General features: G+C 65.9%; 22 protein-coding genes. 11 read left to right on the top strand and 11 right to left on the bottom strand.

Annotated elements, in window-relative coordinates:
- Positions 1–24: 24 nt before the first annotated feature.
- The gene (locus HCA61_RS01015; RefSeq protein ID WP_169685834.1) at positions 25–1,395 is read right to left on the bottom strand and encodes a phosphomannomutase/phosphoglucomutase; all 1,371 of its coding nucleotides are present in this window, start codon (positions 1,393–1,395) and stop codon (positions 25–27) included.
- Positions 1,396–1,472: 77 nt separating this feature from the next.
- The gene (locus HCA61_RS01010; RefSeq protein ID WP_169685832.1) at positions 1,473–1,868 is read right to left on the bottom strand and encodes a DUF3499 domain-containing protein; all 396 of its coding nucleotides are present in this window, start codon (positions 1,866–1,868) and stop codon (positions 1,473–1,475) included.
- 104 nt (positions 1,869–1,972) lie between these two features.
- Between HCA61_RS01010 and HCA61_RS01005 the strand changes: the two genes are divergently transcribed.
- Positions 1,973–2,470, top strand: coding sequence for a metallopeptidase family protein (locus HCA61_RS01005; RefSeq protein WP_169685830.1), 498 nt, complete (start codon positions 1,973–1,975; stop codon positions 2,468–2,470).
- 128 nt (positions 2,471–2,598) lie between these two features.
- On the opposite strand, the gene HCA61_RS01000 is transcribed toward HCA61_RS01005, so the two are convergent.
- Positions 2,599–2,859, bottom strand: a complete 261-nt coding sequence (locus HCA61_RS01000; RefSeq protein WP_169686803.1) for a WhiB family transcriptional regulator — start codon at positions 2,857–2,859, stop codon at positions 2,599–2,601.
- Positions 2,860–3,204: 345 nt separating this feature from the next.
- Between HCA61_RS01000 and cofD the strand changes: the two genes are divergently transcribed.
- The 3 genes from cofD to HCA61_RS00985 are packed head-to-tail and all read left to right on the top strand — an operon-like array spanning position 3,205 to position 6,118.
- Positions 3,205–4,194, top strand: a complete 990-nt coding sequence (gene cofD, locus HCA61_RS00995) for a 2-phospho-L-lactate transferase (RefSeq protein ID WP_169685828.1) — start codon at positions 3,205–3,207, stop codon at positions 4,192–4,194.
- Positions 4,194–5,564, top strand: coding sequence for a coenzyme F420-0:L-glutamate ligase (locus tag HCA61_RS00990; protein WP_169685827.1), 1,371 nt, complete (start codon positions 4,194–4,196; stop codon positions 5,562–5,564). Before cofD ends, HCA61_RS00990 begins: the two co-directional genes overlap by 1 nt.
- Before the next feature lie 2 nt (positions 5,565–5,566).
- Entirely contained in the window at positions 5,567–6,118 is a 552-nt protein-coding gene (locus tag HCA61_RS00985; protein WP_169685826.1) for an NUDIX domain-containing protein, read from the top strand.
- A gap of 19 nt (positions 6,119–6,137) precedes the next feature.
- Here the strand turns inward: HCA61_RS00985 and HCA61_RS00980 are convergent, their stop codons facing one another.
- From HCA61_RS00980 to rfbD, 4 genes are read right to left on the bottom strand one after another with little or no spacing between them, the layout of a single operon-like run.
- The gene (locus HCA61_RS00980; RefSeq protein ID WP_169685825.1) at positions 6,138–6,923 is read right to left on the bottom strand and encodes an SGNH/GDSL hydrolase family protein; all 786 of its coding nucleotides are present in this window, start codon (positions 6,921–6,923) and stop codon (positions 6,138–6,140) included.
- Positions 6,916–8,001 (bottom strand): NDP-sugar synthase, encoded by a 1,086-nt coding sequence (locus HCA61_RS00975; protein ID WP_169685824.1) that lies wholly within the window; start codon positions 7,999–8,001, stop codon positions 6,916–6,918. The genes HCA61_RS00980 and HCA61_RS00975 overlap by 8 nt, the downstream gene beginning before the upstream one ends.
- Positions 7,998–8,915, bottom strand: a complete 918-nt coding sequence (locus tag HCA61_RS00970; RefSeq protein WP_169685823.1) for a glycosyltransferase family 2 protein — start codon at positions 8,913–8,915, stop codon at positions 7,998–8,000. The genes HCA61_RS00975 and HCA61_RS00970 overlap by 4 nt, the downstream gene beginning before the upstream one ends.
- A 59-nt stretch (positions 8,916–8,974) precedes the next feature.
- Complete coding sequence (gene rfbD, locus HCA61_RS00965) at positions 8,975–9,841, bottom strand: dTDP-4-dehydrorhamnose reductase (RefSeq protein WP_169685822.1); 867 nt, start codon at positions 9,839–9,841, stop codon at positions 8,975–8,977.
- Positions 9,842–10,078: 237 nt separating this feature from the next.
- On the opposite strand from rfbD, the gene HCA61_RS00960 reads away from it, so the two are divergent.
- The 6 genes from HCA61_RS00960 (at position 10,079) to HCA61_RS00935 (ending at position 15,446) form a co-directional block, all read left to right on the top strand.
- Positions 10,079–11,605, top strand: a complete 1,527-nt coding sequence (locus HCA61_RS00960) for an LCP family protein (RefSeq protein WP_169685820.1) — start codon at positions 10,079–10,081, stop codon at positions 11,603–11,605.
- A 34-nt stretch (positions 11,606–11,639) separates the two neighbouring features.
- Positions 11,640–12,350: a TIGR03089 family protein gene (locus HCA61_RS00955; protein ID WP_169685818.1), complete on the top strand. Its 711-nt coding sequence runs from the start codon at positions 11,640–11,642 to the stop codon at positions 12,348–12,350.
- 83 nt (positions 12,351–12,433) lie between these two features.
- A complete protein-coding gene (locus tag HCA61_RS00950; RefSeq protein WP_169685816.1) occupies positions 12,434–12,826 on the top strand; it encodes a hypothetical protein in 393 nt (130 codons plus the stop codon).
- Positions 12,826–14,076: a putative T7SS-secreted protein gene (locus HCA61_RS00945; RefSeq protein ID WP_169685814.1), complete on the top strand. Its 1,251-nt coding sequence runs from the start codon at positions 12,826–12,828 to the stop codon at positions 14,074–14,076. The genes HCA61_RS00950 and HCA61_RS00945 overlap by 1 nt, the downstream gene beginning before the upstream one ends.
- A complete protein-coding gene (locus HCA61_RS00940; protein ID WP_169685812.1) occupies positions 14,073–14,705 on the top strand; it encodes a hypothetical protein in 633 nt (210 codons plus the stop codon). Before HCA61_RS00945 ends, HCA61_RS00940 begins: the two co-directional genes overlap by 4 nt.
- Positions 14,706–14,786: 81 nt before the next feature.
- The gene (locus HCA61_RS00935; RefSeq protein WP_206039469.1) at positions 14,787–15,446 is read left to right on the top strand and encodes a hypothetical protein; all 660 of its coding nucleotides are present in this window, start codon (positions 14,787–14,789) and stop codon (positions 15,444–15,446) included.
- Positions 15,447–16,121: 675 nt separating this feature from the next.
- Here the strand turns inward: HCA61_RS00935 and HCA61_RS00925 are convergent.
- Together HCA61_RS00925 and HCA61_RS00920 are read right to left on the bottom strand one after the other, a co-directional pair.
- Positions 16,122–16,475, bottom strand: a complete 354-nt coding sequence (locus HCA61_RS00925; protein ID WP_169686801.1) for a hypothetical protein — start codon at positions 16,473–16,475, stop codon at positions 16,122–16,124.
- Between the two features lie 204 nt (positions 16,476–16,679).
- Positions 16,680–18,122, bottom strand: coding sequence for an MFS transporter (locus HCA61_RS00920; RefSeq protein ID WP_169685806.1), 1,443 nt, complete (start codon positions 18,120–18,122; stop codon positions 16,680–16,682).
- Positions 18,123–18,269: 147 nt separating this feature from the next.
- Between HCA61_RS00920 and HCA61_RS00915 the strand changes: the two genes are divergently transcribed.
- Positions 18,270–18,749: a MarR family transcriptional regulator gene (locus tag HCA61_RS00915; RefSeq protein WP_169685803.1), complete on the top strand. Its 480-nt coding sequence runs from the start codon at positions 18,270–18,272 to the stop codon at positions 18,747–18,749.
- A gap of 11 nt (positions 18,750–18,760) precedes the next feature.
- Here the strand turns inward: HCA61_RS00915 and purE are convergent, their stop codons facing one another.
- Positions 18,761–19,264, bottom strand: coding sequence for a 5-(carboxyamino)imidazole ribonucleotide mutase (gene purE / locus HCA61_RS00910; RefSeq protein WP_169686799.1), 504 nt, complete (start codon positions 19,262–19,264; stop codon positions 18,761–18,763).
- Between the two features lie 23 nt (positions 19,265–19,287).
- Positions 19,288–20,559, bottom strand: coding sequence for a 5-(carboxyamino)imidazole ribonucleotide synthase (locus HCA61_RS00905; protein ID WP_169685801.1), 1,272 nt, complete (start codon positions 20,557–20,559; stop codon positions 19,288–19,290).
- Positions 20,560–20,722: the final 163 nt, after the last annotated feature.

Below are 20,722 nucleotides of genomic sequence, written 5' to 3'. Positions count from 1 at the left end.
TTATCGCTGCCACGAATACTTCCGTCACGCACGCACGACGGCCAGGATTTCCTCGACCAGCGCGTCGACCTCTGCGCGGGTGGGCGCCTCCACATTCAACCGCAGCAACGGTTCGGTGTTGGACGCACGCAGGTTGAACCACGCATTGTCAGGAAGGTCGACGGTCACACCGTCGAGCCGGTCGACCGACCGAGCACGGTCGGCGAACGCGGCGACCACTGCCTCTGTCCGTTCCGATGCGTCGCTGACGGTGGAGTTGATCTCCCCTGACGCCTCGTACCGGTTGTAGGACGCCATGAGGTCGGACAGCGAACCGTCCTGGCCCCCGAGCGCGGCCAGGACATGCAGGGCGGCGAGCATGCCGGAGTCGGCGCCCCAGAAGTCGCGGAAGTAGTAGTGAGCGGAGTGTTCCCCGCCGAAAACCGCACCGGTCTCGGCCATCTGCTGCTTGATGAACGAGTGGCCGACCCGAGTACGCACCGGCTTGCCGCCGAGTTCGGTGACCAGTTCGGGGACGACACGTGAGGTGATCAGATTGTGGATGATCGTCGCGCCCGGTTCCTTGCCGAGTTCGCGGGCCGCGACCAGAGCGGTAACGGCAGACGGGGTCACGGGTTCACCACGCTCGTCGACGACGAAGCAACGGTCTGCGTCGCCGTCGAAGGCGAGGCCGACATCGGCACCGGACTCGACGACGAGGCGCTGCAGGTCTACCAGGTTCGCAGGCTCCAACGGATTGGCCTCGTGATTGGGGAACGTTCCGTCGAGCTCGAAATACAACGGGACCAGCTCGATCGGTAGCGCGCCGAACGTGGCCGGGACGGTGTGACCGCCCATCCCGTTCCCCGCGTCGACTGCAACCTTGAGCGGGCGCATCTGCGACAGGTCGACCAGTCCCCGCACGAACGACGCGTACTGCTCGAGCACGTCCTGTTCGCTGATCGTGCCGGGGGCGCCGTCATAGGCCGGTACCCCTTCGATCACCTCGGCGGAGATTGTTCCGAGTCCGGTCTCCTGACCGACCGGCTTCGCGCCGGACCGGCACAGTTTGATGCCGTTGTACTCGGCCGGGTTGTGGCTTGCGGTGAACATCGCACCGGGGGCATCGAGGATGCCGGAGGCGAAGTACAGCTGATCGGTGGAGGCAAGACCGATGAGCACCACGTCGAGCCCCTGTGCGACGACACCCTCGGCGAAGGCGTTCGACAGAACCGGCGACGATTCACGCATGTCGTGACCGATCACCACGCGGGTTGTAGTGCCGTCGCTGCGGACGAGCCGGGCGAACGACGCACCGACCTCGCGGACGAAATCCTCGTCGATCTGCGTCCCCACCACGCCGCGAACGTCGTACGCCTTGATCACGGCTGCAACCGATTCGGCAGATCTCGCCACTGTTTCCGCTCCTGATCGTCGAATTGCGCCACGCCATCCTCGTGGCGCAGGTCCGCGATCAGCCTAATGCGACGAGGTCAGCTCGTGGGATCTGGCAACACTCGCAGGTGGCCTCGGCGGCCCGTACGCGCAGCCGAAGGAACCACCGCACGCGGCGCGACCTCGGCCACTGCCGGGTCCGTTTCGGGCCGGTTGCGTTCGCCCATGCCTGCCTCGCGCACCGCTTCAGCGAGGGCGGTGAGATCGTCTTCGTCGGGGGTGGCGGTGTCGAACGCCCCCTCGTACCGGACGAGTTCCCAACCCTTCGGCGCGGTGATTCTCGAGCCGTGCGTTTCGCACAGATCCCACGAGTGCGGCTCCGCGACCGTGGCAAGAGGCCCCACAACAGCGGTCGAGTCCGAATACACGTAGGTCAGCGTCGCAACAGCAGGGTTCTTGCACCCAGGCCGGCAGCATCGACGCAGTGATCTCACGCCTCGGAGCGTAGCGTGTCACCGGCCCCGGGACTATTCGGACACACCGGGGAGCAGCCCTCCGATTTCGGCTGCCGCAATCTCCCTGTCGTAATCTCCACTGCATGGCCCGAGCACGTCGTACCACTCCCGTGTCGTCCCGCACGGTGACGCGACGCGGTCGCGGAATCCGCGGACCGCTGTTTCCCCACGACCTGCCTGCGCGCAAGTCCCGAGCCGAGAAGTTCGACCTCCTCGTCCTCAGCGCGTTCGCGCCGATCGACGCTCAGTGGCACGATCGCCTCACGAAACTCGACCTTGCGGTCGACGACGTCCCCAAGATTCGCGCGCGCGACCCCGACTCGGTGAACTGGCCCGACGAAGTCGTCGCCGACGGGCCGGTCCCACTGTCGCGGCTCGTCCCCGCAGGGATCGACCGCAGGGGCGCCGCGACTCGCGCACGGATCGTGTTGTTCCGCCGCCCGCTCGAGCTCCGCGCCGAGGATCCCGACGATCTCACCGACCTCGTGCACGACGTTCTCGTCCATCAGGTCGCGACATATCTCGGCATCGAACCGGAGGTCATCGATCCGGAACTGGGCGATCTCGGCGACGAGAACTGACGCCGGCGGGAGGCGAATACAGCGAAGGCCGGGTACTCGGTCGCCCGAGTACCCGGCCTTCGTCATGGATCGTCCCCGGACACCGATGAATCAAGCCCGTACTCCCCGTACCGGGCCGGACCAGACCGTCAGACGATGCCGCGCTTGAGGCGCCGCCGTTCCCTTTCGGACAGCCCGCCCCAAATTCCGAAACGTTCGTCGTGAGCAAGGGCGTATTCGAGACATTCGTCACGAACCTCACACCCCAGGCAGATGCGCTTCGCTTCCCGCGTCGAACCACCCTTTTCAGGGAAGAACGCCTCCGGGTCGGTCTGTGCGCACAGTGCACGTTCCTGCCACTGCTCCTCGACGTCCGTCGAATCACCAAATCCTGTAATCAATTGCAGAATCGGTGTGCCACTGTCGGAGTCGTCGCAGACACTCTCGACTGCAGTATCGATCCGAGAGATCTCGAAAACTTCGCGCTCGTCGGCCATCCTCCGCCTCCTCACCTGCAGCGCCGCAACTTTCGCGGATCGGGATCTTTCTGCCACCCCCCGAATCTTGCTCGAATGCGACGTCGTCACAATCGATCCCGATCCGGAAATTCGGAATGACACATATGTGATTAGACACGCCGGGCGTGTCGCGGTCAAGCGGAACGAATTTTCTCGCTTACGATCGACGACTTTGCAATTTCTTGGTTTAGGACGGCGCTCGCCGGGGTACCACGCGCACCGCATAGGCTGGCCCCCGTGAATGTGACTGTATTGGTCGGAGGTGTCGGCGGTGCCCGTTTCCTCACAGGACTGCGAGAATTCCTCGGCATCGCACAGGGCTCGGACATCGACCCCGACGCACCGCATCGGATCACTGCCGTCGTCAACGTCGGTGACGACGTGTGGATGCACGGCCTGAGGATCTGTCCCGATCTCGATACATGCATGTACACGCTCGGCGACGGCATCGACTCCGAGCGCGGATGGGGCCGAAAGGCCGAAACCTGGAATGCCAAGGAAGAACTCGCAGCCTACGGCGCAGACCCCGACTGGTTCGGTCTCGGCGACCGCGATATCGCCACCCACCTGATCCGCACGAGGATGCTGCGCACGGGATATCCACTCTCCGCTGTCACCGAAGCGCTGTGTGCACGATGGAAGCCCGGCGTGACGTTGCTACCGGCATCCGACGACCGCAGCGAGACCCACGTGGTGATCACCGATCCCGCCGACGGCATGCAGCGCGCCATCCACTTCGAGGAATGGTGGGTGCGTCACCGCGCCCAGGTTCCTACCCACAGCTTCGCCCACATCGGTGCCGACGACGCGAAACCAGCACCCGGCGTCCTCGAAGCCATCGAGTCCGCCGACGCGGTCGTTCTTGCGCCGTCGAACCCCGTCGTGAGCGTCGGTGCGATCCTCGCCGTGCCGGGCATCCGGGGCGCACTACGGACCACGAAGGCGAAGGTCGTCGGCCTGTCCCCCGTGATCGGAGGTAAGCCGCTACGAGGCATGGCCGACGCGTGCCTCGACGTGATCGGAGTCGCCACCACCGCCGAGGCAGTGGGCAGGCACTACGGAGCCCGCAGTGGCACCGGAATCCTCGACGGCTGGCTCGTGCATTCGACCGATGAGGCCGAGGTTCCCGGCGTCGAGGTACGAAGCGTGCCGCTACTGATGACCGACGTCGACGCGACCGCTGATATGGCCCGCGCCGCACTGGAACTCGCCGGAGTGCAATTGTGATGCCCGCAGACAGCGCGACCGGCACCTCTGTGCGTGACCACGCACCGGGCGGCCCGGTCGAGATCCGACCGGTCACCGGCCTACCGGAGTTCCGACCCGGCGACGACCTCGCAGCTGCGCTCGCCGCCGCCGCGCCGTGGATCGTCGACGGCGACATCCTGGTGGTCACCAGCAAGGTCCTGTCGAAGACCGAGGGGCGCATCGTGCCCTCCCCCACCGACCCCGACGCACGCGACGCACTGCGGCGACGCCTCGTCACCCAGGAAGCGGTGCGGGTGCTCGCCCAGAAGGGCCGCACACTGATCACCGAGAACAAGCTCGGCATAGTGCAGGCCGCGTCAGGCATCGACGGCTCCAACGTCGACGGCGCGGAACTCGCGCTGCTGCCCGAGAATCCCGATGCCAGCGCAGCGACGCTGCGTGCTCGGATCCTGGAACTGCTCGGAGCGCGGGTCGGCGTGGTGGTCACCGACACCATGGGCCGCGCGTGGCGTGTCGGCCAGACCGACTCTGCGATCGGATCCGCCGGGCTACCGGTGCTCCACGGCTACGAGGGCTCCCACGACTCGCAGGGCAACGAACTCATGGTCACGTCGGTCGCACTCGCCGACGAGATCGCGGCCGCGGGTGATCTCGTCAAGGGCAAGCTCGGCGGGGTCCCGGTCGCAGTGATTCGCGGCCTCGACCTTCCCGACGATGGTTCCACCGCACGCGCACTCCTACGCGGCGGAGAGGACGACCTCTTCTGGCTCGGCACCGCCGAGGCGCTCGAACGGGGCCGACGCGAAGCACTGCTGTTGCGCCGGTCGGTACGCGAATTCTCCACCGACCCCGTCGACCCCGAAGACCTACGCGACGCAGTTGCCGAAGCACTCACCGCGCCGGCGCCCCACCACACCCGCCCGGTTCGGTTCGTATGGGTGCGCACCGAACAGGTACGACGACGTCTTCTCGACGGCATGCGCGACCGCTGGGCCGACGACCTCGCAGGCGACGGACTCGAGCCCGTGGCCATCGAACGCCGTCTCGCACGCGGATCGATCCTCTACGACGCGCCCGAAGTGCTGGTGCCGTTCTGGGTTCCCGACGGGGCCCACGAGTACCCGGATGCGCGCCGCACCGCCGCCGAAGCCACGATGTTCACCGTCGCCGCGGGCGCTGCCGTACAAGGTCTACTCGTCGCACTCGCCACACGTGGCCTGGGTAGCTGCTGGATCGGATCGACGATCTTCGCGCCCGAGGTCGTGCGTAGAGAACTCGATCTTCCCGACGATTGGTCGCCTCTCGGCGCGATCGCGGTGGGATACCCGAAAGACGAGCCGCGGCCTCGCGAGGTCTCGGAGCCCGGCGACTCCCTGCGGGAGCTGTAACCGTGTCGGCCGAGTCGTTGCACGCATCCGCACTCGAGCGCCTGGACGCGTGGCGCACGGATTCGGAGAACGCAGAGTCCTTGAAACACACGATGCTCGCGTTCCTCGATTCCGCACCCGGCGGCTGCCTGCGTTCGCACGTTCCCGGGCACATCACCGCGTCGTCGCTCGTACTCGACGCCGATCATCGCAATGTGCTGCTCACGCTGCATCCGCGGGTGGGCAGGTGGATCCAGCTCGGTGGGCACTGCGAACAAAGCGACGAGACCGTCGTCGATGCCGCACTTCGTGAGGCTTCGGAAGAATCGGGGATCGACAACCTCACGATCGACCCGAACCTGCTCTCGGCGCATACGCATCCGATCACGTGCTCACTCGGCAAGCCCACACGACACCTCGATCTGAGGTTCCTCGTCACCGCACCGGTGGGCTCGGTACCGGTCCGCAGCAACGAGTCGACCGACCTGCAGTGGTGGCCGGTCGACGCGTTGCCTGCCGATGCCGAACACGAGACGATCGAACACCTCGTACGGCTCGCTGCCGCCCGCCGCTGATCTACCGGCGGACGGCCCGCTACAGGTCGATGGGCGCGGGGACCGGACGCTTCGGAGCGATCCCGTCCCCCGACGATTCGCCGCGGACGCGTCGCCGGACCCACGGCATCAAGAACTCGCGCGCCCACTTGGCGTCGGCTCGACGCTGCTCCGGGCGAGCCACGACCGCTGCCGGTCCGAGTTCCACAGGCTCGATCTCGTGTTGCGCTCCGAGCGTGTCCAACACCCTGATCGCCATGTTGCGGTGCCCTTCCGGCGACATGTGCAAGCGATCGAAGTCCCACATGCGGTAGTCCCGGTATTCGGAGAACCGCCAATAGTCGACCAGCGTCGCACCGTGGCGGTCGGCGACCTCACGGACGAGTTCGTTGTAGATGGCGACCCGTCCCCGCAGATGCCGGAACACCGGGGCCCAGCCGACGTCGTACGCCGTCCACATCAGCACCCGGGCGCCGGAGCCGGTGAGCGCGGCGATCGCCTCCTCGTACTGCGCGACGAGCACATCGAGATCCAGGCCGGGCCTCATGATGTCGTTGCCGCCCGCATAGATCGTCACGAGGTCGGGTTCGAGTGCAAGTGCAGCATCGAGCTGTTCGTCGAGGATCTGCCGGAGCAACCGACCACGGATTGCGAGGTTGGCATAGCCGAATCCGTCGTTGCCGCGAGCGAGCTGCTCAGCGACACGGTCGGCCCACCCGCGCACACCGTTCGGGCGGGACGGATCATCGTCTCCCACGCCCTCGGTGAACGAATCCCCCAACGCCACGTACTTCGTGTAGGTCGTGGCAGTCTCGAAGTCAGACATCTGTGCTGAACCTGATTCCTCCATCCGGGATCTGGACCCCGGGCCATACCCGCGCACCTCGTAGCAGTTCGCAGCGCGCACCGATATCGGCACCGTCGCCGATCACACCGTCTCGAATCAATGCACGCGGACCCACCCGCACGCCGAAACCGACGATCGTGCGCTCGATCACCGCACCGGCCTCGACCCGCGCGCCGTCGAAGATCACCGCACCGTCGAGGCGCGCACCCGCGCCGATCTCGGCGCCGCGGCCGATCACTGTGCCACCGATGAGCAACGCCCCCGGCGCAACGGACGCACCGGGATGCACCAGCGACTCACCGCGCTGCCCCGGCAGTGCCGGTGACGGAGCGATACCGCGCACCAGATCGGCCGAACCACGGACGAAGTCCTCCGGGGTGCCCATGTCGCGCCAGTACGCGGCGTCGACGTGGCCGAAAAGCTTCCTGCCCTCCGTCAGGAGGGCGGGGAACACCTCGCGCTCGACCGACACCGGACGGCCTTCGGGGATCGCCTCGATGATCTCGCGACGGAACACGTAGCAGCCCGCGTTGATCTGATCGGTCGGCGGATCCTGGGTCTTCTCGAGGAAAGCGGTGACCCGGCCGTCGGCATCGGTCGGCACGCAGCCGAACGCGCGGGGGTCGCCCACGCGAACAAGATGCAAGGTGACATCCGCCTCGGTGCGGACGTGGGTGTCGAGTACGGCCCCGAGATCTGTTCCACCGAGCACGTCGCCGTTGAACACCATGACGTTCTCTGCGCGAAGCTTCGGCAGCACGTTGCGGATGCCCCCGCCGGTCCCGAGCGGCTCGGTTTCGGTGACGTACTCGATCTCGAGGCCGAGATCCGATCCGTCCGCGAAGTGTTCCTCGAAAACCTCCGCCTTGAACGACGTGCCGAGAACCACATGCTTGATTCCGGCCTCACGAATCCGCGCGAGCAGATGTGTCAGGAACGGCAGTCCCGCGGTGGGCAGCATCGGCTTCGGCGCCGACAGGGTCAGCGGGCGAAGCCGCGTTCCCTGGCCCCCGACCAGAATCACCGCGTCGGTATGCGGTGCGGCAGCACTCGTCATGGTCTCCCCTGTTTCTCGTCGAGATCGGTCCCCTCATGACCGACCTTGCCTGCATCGCGCTCGCGTACAGCCGAAGCAACCACCATCTTGGATCGCACCGCGAGGCCACCACGCAGCGCCCAGCGCAACGGTGCCTGCCACGGATGCGGATGCCGATCTGCCTGGAATCGGTACGCACTCTCATGGTGCGCCGGAAGCATCAATTCCGGGTGGCGTCCTGCGGCATGTCCCTTCGCGTGAGTGACCTCCGCGGACGGAACATAGACGTTGTGCCAGCCGGCTCGCCCGAGACGATCGCCGAGGTCCACATCCTCCATGTACATGAAGTATCGGGAATCGAATCCGTCGACGCTGTCGAACGCGGCACGGCGAAGAAGCAAGCAGGATCCGGAAAGCCAACCTACGGGCCGCTCGCTGATCGCTTCGTTCTCCTGTCGGTAACGCTGCGTCCACGGGTTCGTGGGCCATACCGTACCGAGCAATGCGTGACCTGCCCCGGAGGACAGCGTCGGCACCGTACGCGCGGACGGATAGATGGTCCCGTCCGGTTCACGGATCAGCGGCCCCAGCGAACCGGCGCGCGGCCACCGCTGCGCCGCATCGAGAAGGGTGTCCAGTGATCCCGGGCCCCAGCGCACGTCGGGATTGGCGACCACCACGAACTCCGCCGACTCGTCGATCTCGGCAACCGCACGGTTGACTGCGCCGCCGTAGCCGATGTTTCCCCCGGTATGCAGCAGGGTCGCATTCGAATGCGCCTTCGCCGCCGCTTCCGGCGTGCCGTCGGTCGAGCCGTTGTCTGCCATGATCACGCGAGTCGGCAGCGAGGTCGCCGTCGTGAGCGAAGTCAGGAAGTTCTCCAGGTGCTCGCCGGGCGAGTAGGTCACCGTCACCACGGCCAGCGTCGAATCCACGCGCGCAACCATAGCGGCCGAAGCAGTGTGCGACGACTCACGGGCAGACTTCGCGAAGCTCACGCGTGCGCATCCAGCGCGCCGAGCGCCGCCTCCAACGCTTCCCGCCACGGCCGGAGCGGCGTGAGACCGGCCGCCGACCAGGCCCGCCCGTCCAGCACCGAGTACGCGGGACGCGGAGCCGGCCGGACGAACTCGTCGCTGGTGCAGGGCAGGACCCGGTGCGGGTCGGCGCCGACACCTGCGAAAACCGCACACGCCAGGTCGTACCACGTGGCCTCACCCCCGTTGGTCGCATGCAGGATCCCCCCGGGCACCGGATCGGAGTCGGCGCGAAAGGCGAGTTCGAGCAGGCCGGCAGCGAGATCGCGCGCATAGGTGGGGCATCCCAGCTGGTCGTCGACGACCCGCACGGTGTCGCGGTCACGTTCGAGACGTCGCATCGTCGCGACGAAGTCGTTTCCCTCACCGGTGTAGACCCACGCGGTCCGCACGACGTGCGCGGACGGCAGGATCGCGCGAACGGCCTGCTCACCGAGCAGCTTGGACCGCCCGTACGCGCTACGCGGATCGGGGCGCGCATCGACCGGATACGGCTGTGTTGCGTCGCCGGCGAACACGTAGTCGGTGGAGACATGGATCAGGGCCGCGCCGACGTCGGCGCACGCCCGGGCAAGCACGGCCGGACCGTGCCCGTTGACGGCCGTGGCCGTGTCCTCGTCGGTCTCTGCTGCATCGACCGCGGTGTATGCGGCGCAGTTGATCACCACCGACCCCGGCGCGACGGCCGCAGCCACCGCCGCCTCGTCGGTGATGTCGAGTTCGGCCGAGCCCACGCCACGAACAGGACTTCCCGAAGACGTCCCCAGGTCGATCACATGGCTACCGAGCTGACCGTGGGCCCCGGTCACGAGAACGTTACGCACGTGGCCGAGTCTGGCACGCCGGTGTCGAACACGCCCGTCGGGGAATTCCACCAGTAACCTTCATCGAGTACCCGGACGCAAGCCGAAGGAGGACCGCACGTGCCGTCAGAGCCGCCCCGCCGCAGTGCCAGGGGGCGCCCCAGCACGGATGAGCGGCGCAGGACGCGTCCGACGCGCTCGTCGTCCAGGCCCGTACGAGAGCCGAGCACCTCGCGGCGCGCCGCCGGTGACCGCGCCATGCCCCAGGCCACCCAGGGTGTCTCGCGGGTGTTCACAGGGCGACCACGCCAGTTCGCTGCCGCGGTCGCAGCCGCCCTCGTCTTGATCGCCACCGGCGTCGGATGGCGCACCTACGATTCGTTCGCATCTTCGCTCGCATCGGTCGACGGCCTGAACCTCGGAAACGGCAAGGACGGCGCGCTCGACATTCTCTTGGTGGGTACCGACAGCCGTACCGACGCGCACGGCAACCCTCTGTCGCAGCGCGAACTCGATGCACTGCGTGCCGGCGAGGAGGTCGCCAACAACACCGATACCATCATCTTGATCCGGGTGCCGAACGACGGAAGTTCCGCGACGGCCATCTCCATTCCCCGTGACACGTATGTCGAGGTGCCGGACATCGGGATGTCCAAGATCAACGCCGCATACGGCGCCACGAAGGAACTCGCCCGGCTCGAGGCCGTCGAATCCGGCGAGGACGAAGCGGCGGTCGAGAAGTCCTCCACGAAGGCAGGCCGGGATGCGCTGATCGAATCGGTCGCGGACCTGACCGGCGTGACGGTCGATCACTACGCCGAGGTCGGTCTGCTCGGGTTCGTCCTGCTCACCGATGCGGTCGGCGGCGTCGATGTGTGTCTGAACGCCGCGGTCGACGAACCGTTGTCGGGCGCCCACTTCGCAGCAGGCGAGCAGACCCTTCAGGGGTCCGACGCGCTGAGTTTCGTCCGCCAGCGTCACGACCTGCCGCGCGGAGATCTGGATCGGATCGTGCGTCAGCAGGTGTTCATGGCGTCGCTCGTGCAGAAGGTTCTCAGCGCGAAGACATTGAGCAATCCGTCGAAGGTGGGGCAATTGACCGCAGCGGTGCAACGCTCGGTGGTGCTCGATTCGGATTGGGACATCGTGCAACTCGCGACCCAGATGCAGGATCTCGCGGGTGGTGCGGTGAAGTTCTCGACGATTCCGGTGCAGGACATCAATGCGATGACCGACTACGGCGAGTCCGTCGTCCAGGTCGATCCCGATGAGGTGCGCGAGTATGTCGCTGCTCTGGTGGGTGGGGACTACGAGGGATCGGAGACGACCACCAGCGACTCGCCTGTGCCTGACATCGATCCGTCGTCCGTGACCGTGAACGTCTCCAACGCGGGCAACGTGTCCGGATTGGCGTCCGCGGTGTCGCTGGCGATGAGTTCCGAAGGCTACCGCGAAGGTGTGGTCGGTAACTACGCGGGCTCCGCGATGTCCTCGACCACGCTGTATGCAGCCGACCCCGACTCCGACGAGGCGCTGGCCGTCGCGGCGGCACTCGGGGATGTCGACATCGACTCCGACCCGAGCCTCCCGGCAGGCACCGTCGAGCTCGTGCTCGCCGACGACTACACCGGACCCGGTTCGTCGTCCTACTCCGGGTCGAGCTCGTCCTACACGTCGGGCACGACGACGCAATCCGACGTGATGCCTGCAGGTGAGTCGGCGACGCCCGCTCCGGCCGCACCGCCCATCGACGCCGGGTCCGACGGGCCGCGCTGCGTCAATTGATCCATCCCGATACGACTCCCAGAACGAGGTTTCCGTGACCACCTTGACCGCCGCCCTGCTCGACCCGATCCTTGCGTCCGATCCCGCCGGTCCGCGCATCACGTGGTACGACGACGCGACCGGCGCACGGATCGAACTGTCTGCGATCACGCTCGCGAACTGGGCAGCCAAGACCGCCAACATGATCCGTGACGAGTTCGGGATCCTGCCCGGCGGCCGGGTGTCGGTGCTGCTACCCGCGCATTGGCAGAGCGCGGCAGTTCTGCTCGGCGCGTGGTGGGCCGGTGCGGAGGTCGTCCTCGACGCCGACCCCGACGCGGAGCTCGCGCTCGTCACCCCGGACCGACTCGACGAGGTCGACGACGTCGCCGAGGTGGCCGCGCTGTCCCTCGACGCTTTCGGACGTCCTGTCCCCGATCTGCCGCCCGGTGTCACCGACTACGCCACCAATGTGCGACTGCACGGCGACCAGTTCCGTCCGTCCGGCGCCGGCGATGCCGCGCTCGACGGTCGCACGGTCGCCGATCTCCTTGCGGCAGCACAGGAGTCTGCGTCACGATCCGGGATCACCGGCACCGACCGTGTGTTGTCGAGTCGCGACTGGACCACCGTCGACGAACTCGTCGACGGGTTGATCTCGGTGCTCTCCGTCGGAGCTTCCCTGGTCCAGGTCAGCAATCCCGACCGTGCCGCGATCGGCCGTCGCGTCGAGAGCGAGAAGATCACCGCACGATTGGACGCATGACGCACACCCTCGTTCCGCACCATGGAAGTGAGGTCGGCCCCGTGCGGTAGTCTCCTCGCCGGAGAAGACACGTAGGGGGATTCGTGCCGGGGGGCTCACCATCAGAAGAACTGTTCATCGACGTCGTGGCCGTTGCCATGCTCGCGTCGACGCTCGACACGGCATCGGACGACATGTCGGCGGCGGTCGATGTCCTCGGATCGATCAGCGGTCAGGACCTCGGCTGCGCCGAATTGGATCGCGCTGCAGCCGATTTCCGTGACCGCTGGCAGGACGGTATCCGCAAGATCGCGTCGGCCACAGACGGCCTCGCGGTCGCACTGACAGAGACGTGCGATGCCTACAGCGCTCAGGTTCATGCCACCGCTGCAGCATTGGGCGCGGTCGGTTCGGCACTGCCCGACGGGGACGACTCCGCCGGGAATGCCGCACCTCCACCCGCCCGGCCCCCTGTCGTACTGCTGGGAGACTTCTGATGTCGGCACCCGGCACGTCGGGCGATTCGAATGCCGCGCTGTTCCCGAACCTCGGCTTCGACCCTGCCCCGGGCAATCCGGCCACGGTCGGTTCGGTCGCTACCCAACTGCGCACCACCGCACGCACGCTCGACGAGGCGCACCGAGCACTGGCCCGGATGGGGCACAGCGACGGCATCTGGCGGTCGACCGCTGCGACAGCATTCCGCGCTCGAAGCGCCGAACTTCCACCGATACTCGACACCGCCGGCTCCTCACTCCAGCAGGCCGGTCGGGCGCTCGAGGCATGGAGCGACGACCTTGTCTCGCTGCAGAAAAAGGCAGTGAGCCTCGAAGAGCTTGCTCGGGTCGCACGCAGCAATGTTGCTGCGGCGGAATCCAATCCTGCGCTGCAGGAACGTCATCGCACGTACTCCGATCCCGACCGGTTGGCAGCTGCACAGGCCCGGCTCGACAGTGCCGTCGCGGAGTTGGACCGCGCCCGCACCACACTCGACGACATCATCGCGCGCGCCGAATCGCTCCGAACGCAACATCGCGGACTCGTGGACGAGACCACACGTGTCCTCCGTAAGGCCGCCGAACAGGCACCCGACGAAGGACTCTTCGAACGGCTCGGGCGTCGCCTCGACGACTTCCTCGACGACGTCGGCGAGCTGTTCGAGGACATCTGGGATTACGTGCAGGACAATGCCGATCTCATCAACGAGTTGTCGAACACCCTCGCTACTTTGAGTTCTGTCCTCGGCGCTGCGGCAGCGGTCACGTTCTACTTTCCCGCCATCAGCGGACCGCTCGGAACGGCGGCTCTCGGATTGGGCGTCGCTGCGCTCGCGGGGCACGCACTCGCGAAGGCAGCCGGAGCCGAAGTGACCGCAACAACATTCGTGGTCGATATCGTCGGGGTCGCCACAGGCGGGATCGGCAAGGTTGCTTCGACGCTGGGAGACGGCGCCGGGATGGTCGTCAAAGGCGCCGACAGCATCGGGGACGCCCCGGGCGCTGCTGCCGCGGCCGTCCGGCAAGCGCAGCTTGAAGTGGTCGACAAAGCAGCAGGCAGGACCGGCGCGGGTACCGCACTTACCGTCCCGATTGCTGCACAACTGACCGGCGCTGAAGGGGTGACCAACATCTTTCAGGACGTCAACAAGTACGTACTCCCTGATACCCCTTCCGAACAATTGAGCACTCTCATTTTCGGTCCGATATCCGGTTCAGCCTTCAACACTCTTGTTCGGGAGTCGTCGTGAGACTGCAACTCGATCTCCCGTCAGGGCTCTCTCTCATTCCGCTCCAAAGGGATATTCCGCTGAGGACAGCCGCAGCCGAGGCTCTTGTCGCCTCAGCCACTACACAAGACTCGAAGGCCGACATCTCCAGTGTTCTCGCAACAAGCGAACTCCTGTCGCATTGCGACCTGGTGCTGGCCGGCGCCCTCGCCCTGCCTGATTCCGAGCCGAGCGAGTTCGCCGCTGTGACGCTGGCCGTTCGGCGCCTTCCTGACAGACGCGGCCCCTTCAATCGACCCGAAGCACGGGATGAACTCGCACGAGCATTGGCGGACACACTGGCTCGGGCCAACCCTGCCGCGGTGGTTCAATACCGCCGACTCGGATGCGGACCGGTCGTCCTCGCGCTGAGGGCATCCCTGTTCGATCTGCCGGGGGACATGACGGTCAACGGCAAAGCGGTCCTGATCACTTCCGATTCGTTCCAAGCCCTGGTTCCGCTGCCTGGAGGTGCCGAGATGGCTGTGCTCGATCTCAGTAGTTCATCGCGCGAACTGTGGCCCCGGTTCGTGGACATCGCGCTGACGATGGTCGACAGCATCCGCATCGGATCCTCCGACGATGCCCACTCCGACCGAGCCGAGAGGTGAGCGTTGCATCTGCCGACACCATTGACCGCAATAGTCGCATCAGGCGATACCGGCGCTTACACCGCCAGCTGGTGGGCAAGCGTGGCGCTGCTCGTGGCCTTTCTGTATTACGTTGCCTTCTACGATTATCGAGTCGGTCACCGCTGGAAGGTACGAAGAGGTATCAAAAAAGCACCTGCTATCGACATTCAAGAAACACAGATCCGCGCAATTTTCGACGGCAGCCCCATTGCCACAATCGACCCCAGAGAATTTACGGTCACAGTGGCTCGCATGAACGGTATCGCCAACACCTATGGCTACCACTACATAGGAGAACGCGGCCATGCCTATGGCAGCACTCGAATCGCGTTCCAGTTCCTGCCCTGCCGCCCCCCTCCGCGGATCCCTATCGTTTCGATTCGTTGGCGACCGTCCCCCCTTCCCCAGGTTCCGACCGCGACGCACCCCCAGCACTTCCCCACCGGCACGCAGCACGCCGGTTACCCACAGGGGTTTTCAGCGCATAACGGAATTCGGGCCGCAACCAGCTCGCCGCGTCCGGATCTATACAGAGCGACCAGGTACTTTTTCGACGGCCGCGACCTCGTACGCGTACGGGGCCCCTTGGAGGATCCGGTATACCTCGCCGACATTGCACACGAGCGCGGATATGCCTTCGCATGGTCGTATATGCCCAGAATCCGATCGTCGAAAAACGCACCGTGCTTCTGCTTTCGCCGTCTCTACCCCGCCGAATGACGCGCTCGTTTCGGGGCCGCCCCAACCTCGAGGGTGAGCTACTCATGCTGTCGAGGCCCACTCGCCGTGACGGACTCACCCGTTCCAAGAAGACGGTCGCAGAGAACGGGCCGCGGCCCTCGTCACGCTCGATCCGCGCGAGTTCACCCTCACAGTGGCCCGAATCAATGGCATTGCAAACGAGTTCGGGTATCACTACGTCAATGAGTGCGGAAACAGATTCGGGAGCATACGAGTGGAGTTCCAACGCCTTTCTGAACCTCCACCACCCCGAATACCGCATCTGCCGCGGCGCTGGGCGAAAGGACGCCCCTTCGGATCCACTGGGACGAACACCTCCGTATATCTACCACCAGAGCATGCCGATATTCTCCGCACGCATTGGGATCCCGTCTCGCTGATGCGGTGGAGGTCGGCGAGTATGACGTGCTCGACAACTCGGTTGAGGTGCGTCCGGACTATCGCCCCGGCCGGCCCCGCAGTGGGGATGCTGCCGAAGAAACCCGGCCCTTGCCGTTCGACTCACCGAGACCGATCGGCGTCGGTTGGCGGAGTACGCCGAACGGACTGGGCGGCCGATGAGTGCTGTCATTCGAGCTGCGATCGACGAGTACCTGGCCAGGCATCCAGCCGTGTGAATTGAAGCGTCGGATTCAATTCGCAAACGTAGCGTCTTCAGGTGCGGTAGCCGCCGTCCTCGAGCCCCGCTTCGATTTCGAACTTGTTGCGCGAACCGGGGTTGTGTACTTCCTCCCACAGATAGCGCACCGCGAAACCGAGTCCGTGACGTGCCCACTGATCGGCGTGGACGGCCTCGTGGCGAAGCAGCCGACGCGAGGGCATCGTGCGGGTGAGGAACACTCCCCCGATGGTGGTGCCGCCGCGCGCGAATCCGCCACGCATACCGGTACTCACGTAGAGACCGAACTCGTCGTCGAACGTCACCGCACCGCCCCAGAGACGTGCCCAGGTCAGGGCGAGGGCAGTCGGGATACGAGCGGAGGGGACTCCCCGCGACGCTCGCGTCATACGGTGTGGACTGCGGCCTGTTCTCGACACGCCTCGAGCCTAGCGACGACAGTGGGCGGCCTCCCACGAGGACCGCCCACCTCGACACTTTCCCCCACTTGTCCGAGTTTCCGTTGCCTCACGACCTACGGCAACCCAGGCAACGGGAGGAAAGTGTCGTGCGGTGGGCGACCTTCATACGATGACCGCCCACCGCGACACGTTTCAGACCCGGACAGGGACCGCTTCGTCGACCTTGTCGAGTTGCTTCCGCTTGGCCACCGGAATCGTGAGCGTGATGACGGCAGCGACCAGTGCGACACCGCATCCGATGAGCAGACCGGTCCGGAAGCCCGATTCGGTCGGAATGGTGTAGGCACCCACCTGAACACTCATCTGTGCCAGTACGACGCCGACGACAGCGGCCGAGATCGACGTGCCCATCGCGCGCATCAGGGAGTTGACGCTGTTGGCCGACGCCGTCTCGGTCTGCGGCACCGCCGCCATGATCAGCGCGGGCATTGCACCGTAAGCGAACCCGACGCCGGTGCTGCAGATCGCCGCAACGATCATCAGGCCCCACGTCGAGCCCATGAGCAGCTGGGAGGAGCCGTACGCGATCGCGATGATCACGCATCCTACGAACAGGGAGACCTTCGGCCCGCGGGCCGACGACAGTTTGCCCGCGATCGGCGAGACCGCCATCATCATCAGTCCGCCCGGCGCCATCCACAGACCCATCGCCAGCATCGACTGGCCGAGTCCGTATCCGGTTTCGGTGGGCAGCTGAAGCAACTGGGGAATGATCAGCGACTGCGCGTACATCCCGAAACCGACGACGACCGATGCCGCGTTGGTCAGCAACACTGCGGGCCGGGCCGCGATTCTCAGATCGACGAGGGGTTCGGGACGGCGCAGTTCCCACCAGCCCCATGCCACCAGCACGACCGCAGCGAGAGCGAACAGTTCCAGTGTCGTCGCACTCCCCCACCCCCAGTCGGCGCCCTTCGACACGGCAACCAGCAAAGCCGTCAGCGCAATGCCCAGGCCGATGGCCCCCACCATGTCGAAACGCCCGGGATTCGCTTTGCCGGGACGATCGGGCACCACGTTCCACAGCAGTACGAAGACAACCGCACTCAGGACTGCCGTTGCCCAGAAGAGCACCCGCCAGCTCGTGTTCTCGGCGACAGCTGCAGCGACCGGGAGGCCGAGGGCGCCGCCGATACCCATCGACGCGCTCATCAGAGCGATCGACGAGTGAAGACGCTCTGGCGGGAGGACGTCACGTAGCAGGCTGATGCCCAGCGGGATCAGGCCGACACCGAGCCCCTGCAGTCCGCGACCGAGAAGCATCGGCAGCAGCGATGACGACAGCGCACACATGATGGCGCCGAGGATCAACGGAACCGTGCAGATCAGCAGCATTCGGCGCTTGCCGTACGTGTCGCCGAGGCGTCCGATGACGGGCGTCGCGACCGCGCCCGTGAGCAGGGTGATGGTGATCACCCACGATGCGTTGGACGCGGTCGTGTCCAGCATCACGGGCAGCTGCCCGATGAGGGGAACCACCAGCGTCTGTGTGAGGGCACCGGCGATTCCAGTGAACGCGAGCACCCCCACCAGCAGTGAGGGGCGCACGTCCGGCGCCTCGACAGAACCTTGCATGAAACGAACTCCGTCTTCGAGTAAAGAAAAACCCAAACCAGCGGGTAATATGTATTGAGCACATGGTATGCATGATGCATATACACGGGTCAACACCGAGTTCGCCCATACTGGGAAAACGCGACCTAGGAGTGATGAGACACACAGATGGACAAGCCGACGCACCTGATCGAGTTCGAAATGATGCTCGTCGGGCGGCATCTCAACTTCTTCGGCCCCCGCCGGCGAGATGCCGGACGTCTGGACCGCAGTGCGTACACCATGCTCAGTCGCCTCTCAGCCCAGGGACCGATGAGCATCGGCCAGCTGAGCGACGCATTCGGACTCGATTCATCCACGGTCAATCGCCAGACCTCGGCACTGTTGAAGACAGGGTTGGCCGAGCGCATCCCCGACCCTGACGGGGGCATCGCACGCAAGTTCCAGATCACCGAGGACGGCGCCCGACGCCTGGACCACGAACGCGCCCGAGCTATCGAATCACTCGAACGCGTTCTGGTCGATTGGGACGCCGACGACGTGGCCGAATTCGCGCGCTATCTAGAACGGTTCAACACCGACATCGAACGCTTGTCCGGCTCGCCGTGGACCCGGCGCGCCGATATCGGGCACCCGAAGAGTTCGTGACCACCCGGCCGTCAGCCGAGCAGCTTCTGCCGCAACGCCTCGTCCTTGTCGAGCACCATGCTCTCGAGTCCGGCCCGGAACCGCTCCATGCGTTCACGCAGCGCCGGGTCGGCAGCCCCGAGGATGCGGGCCGCGAGCAGGCCGGCGTTACGTGCCCCGCCGATCGACACGGTGGCCACGGGAACACCGGCCGGCATCTGCACGATCGACAGCAGTGAGTCCATTCCGTCGAGGTACTTCAACGGAACCGGAACCCCGATCACGGGCAGTGGGGTCGCGGACGCGACCATTCCCGGCAGGTGAGCTGCACCGCCGGCGCCGGCGATGATGACTTTGATCCCGCGACCGGCGGCGTCCTTCGCATAGTCGAGCATGCGCTGGGGAGTGCGATGGGCGGAGACGACACCGACCTCGAATCGGATACCGAACTCGGCCAGCGCCTCGGCAGCGGCTTCCATCGTGGGCCAATCCGAATCGCTGCCCATGATCAGGCCGACCTGTGCGCCCTGCGTCATCGGGGTCCCCTGTGCCGTGTCCGTCATTCTGATTCTCCCGTGTGTTCGTTCCAGCCGTCGGTCCACTGTGCGTGCGAGAGCCAATGCGCGGCACGTTCGGCGCGTTCCCGAACCGCTGCGACGTACTCGGGGTCGTCGAGTGAGCCGGACGGGTCGCCGAGCAGGTTGACGTGCCCGATCTTGCGGTCCTTGCGTTCGCCCTTGCCGTAGAGGTGTACACGCACGTCGGGCATCCGGGCGAACAGATGATGGAGTCGCTCGTCCATGCTCATCGCCGGAGCCTCCGGAGCACCGAGGACGTTGGCCATCACCACGACGGGTGCGAGGGGAGTCGTGTCGCCGAGGGGGTAGTCGAGCACCGCGCGCAGATGCTGCTCGAACTGGCCCGTTCGCGCACCGTCCATTCCCCAGTGTCCCGAGTTGTGTGGGCGCATCGCGAGCTCGTTGACGATCAGCTCGCCGGCCTGAGTCTCGAACAGTTCGACGGCCATCACACCGACCACCCCGAGCTCACCTGCGATCCGCAACGCAAGCTGCTCCGCGTCAGCGGCAAGGTGGGCGGGCAGACCCGGTGCCGGTGCGATCACGACGGAGCACTGGCCGTCTCGTTGCACAGTCTCCACGACCGGCCAGCTTGCGCCCTGCCCGAACGGTGAGCGGGCGACCATCGCCGACAGCTCCCGACGCCATGCGACCTTCTCCTCCGCTAGCAGCGGCACACCGCGGTCGAGTTGCTCGGAGACGATCCGCTCGAGTTCGGCCACCTCGTCGACGATCCACACCCCGCGGCCGTCGTACCCGCCGCGGGCGGCCTTGAGCACGAACGGCCATCCGAGGTGTTCACGAGCCGAGGCTAGGTCGCCGATCGAAGTGATCTCCGCGAACTTCGGCATGGGCGCACCGAACGCGCCGAGCCGCTTACGCATCGCGATCTTGTCCTGCGCGAAGATCAGCGCCTGCGGCGGAGGCAGTACTGCGACGCCCTCGCTCTGCAGAATTTCGAGGTGTTCGGTCGGAACGCCTTCATGGTCGAAGGTCAGCGCATGGGCACCGGTGGCGGCGCGCCGCAGCGCGTCGAGATCGTCGTGGCTGCCGAATACGACGTCGGGGCTCACCTGAGCGGCCGGTTCGTCCTCACTGCCCGAGAGTACACGCAGCGTCTGGCCGAGCGCGATCGCAGCCTGATGCGTCATCCGCGCGAGCTGGCCACCGCCGATCATCGTCACGACGGGCATCCCCGCAGTCAGCGCGCGGGGAGAGTCGGATCTGGGGAGCGAGTCAGGTCTACCGGTCACGGTTGACAATGGTGTCACAGGCCGGAGCGCCGTCGTGACAGGGCAAGCAAGCCGCCCCGGGTCACCGGACCGATCACTTTCGCGGCCCGGCGAACATTTCGGGACGAATATTCCGAATCGTCACTTTCCTGTGGTAAGTCTGAAAATTTTCGATGTAGTTCGT

This window comes from Rhodococcus sp. HNM0563 (assembly GCF_012726195.1).
Taxonomy (GTDB): Bacteria; Actinomycetota; Actinomycetes; order Mycobacteriales; family Mycobacteriaceae; genus Rhodococcus.
The sequence above is the reverse complement of the archived record's forward strand: the minus strand, read 5'-3'. Positions and strand labels throughout refer to the sequence as shown.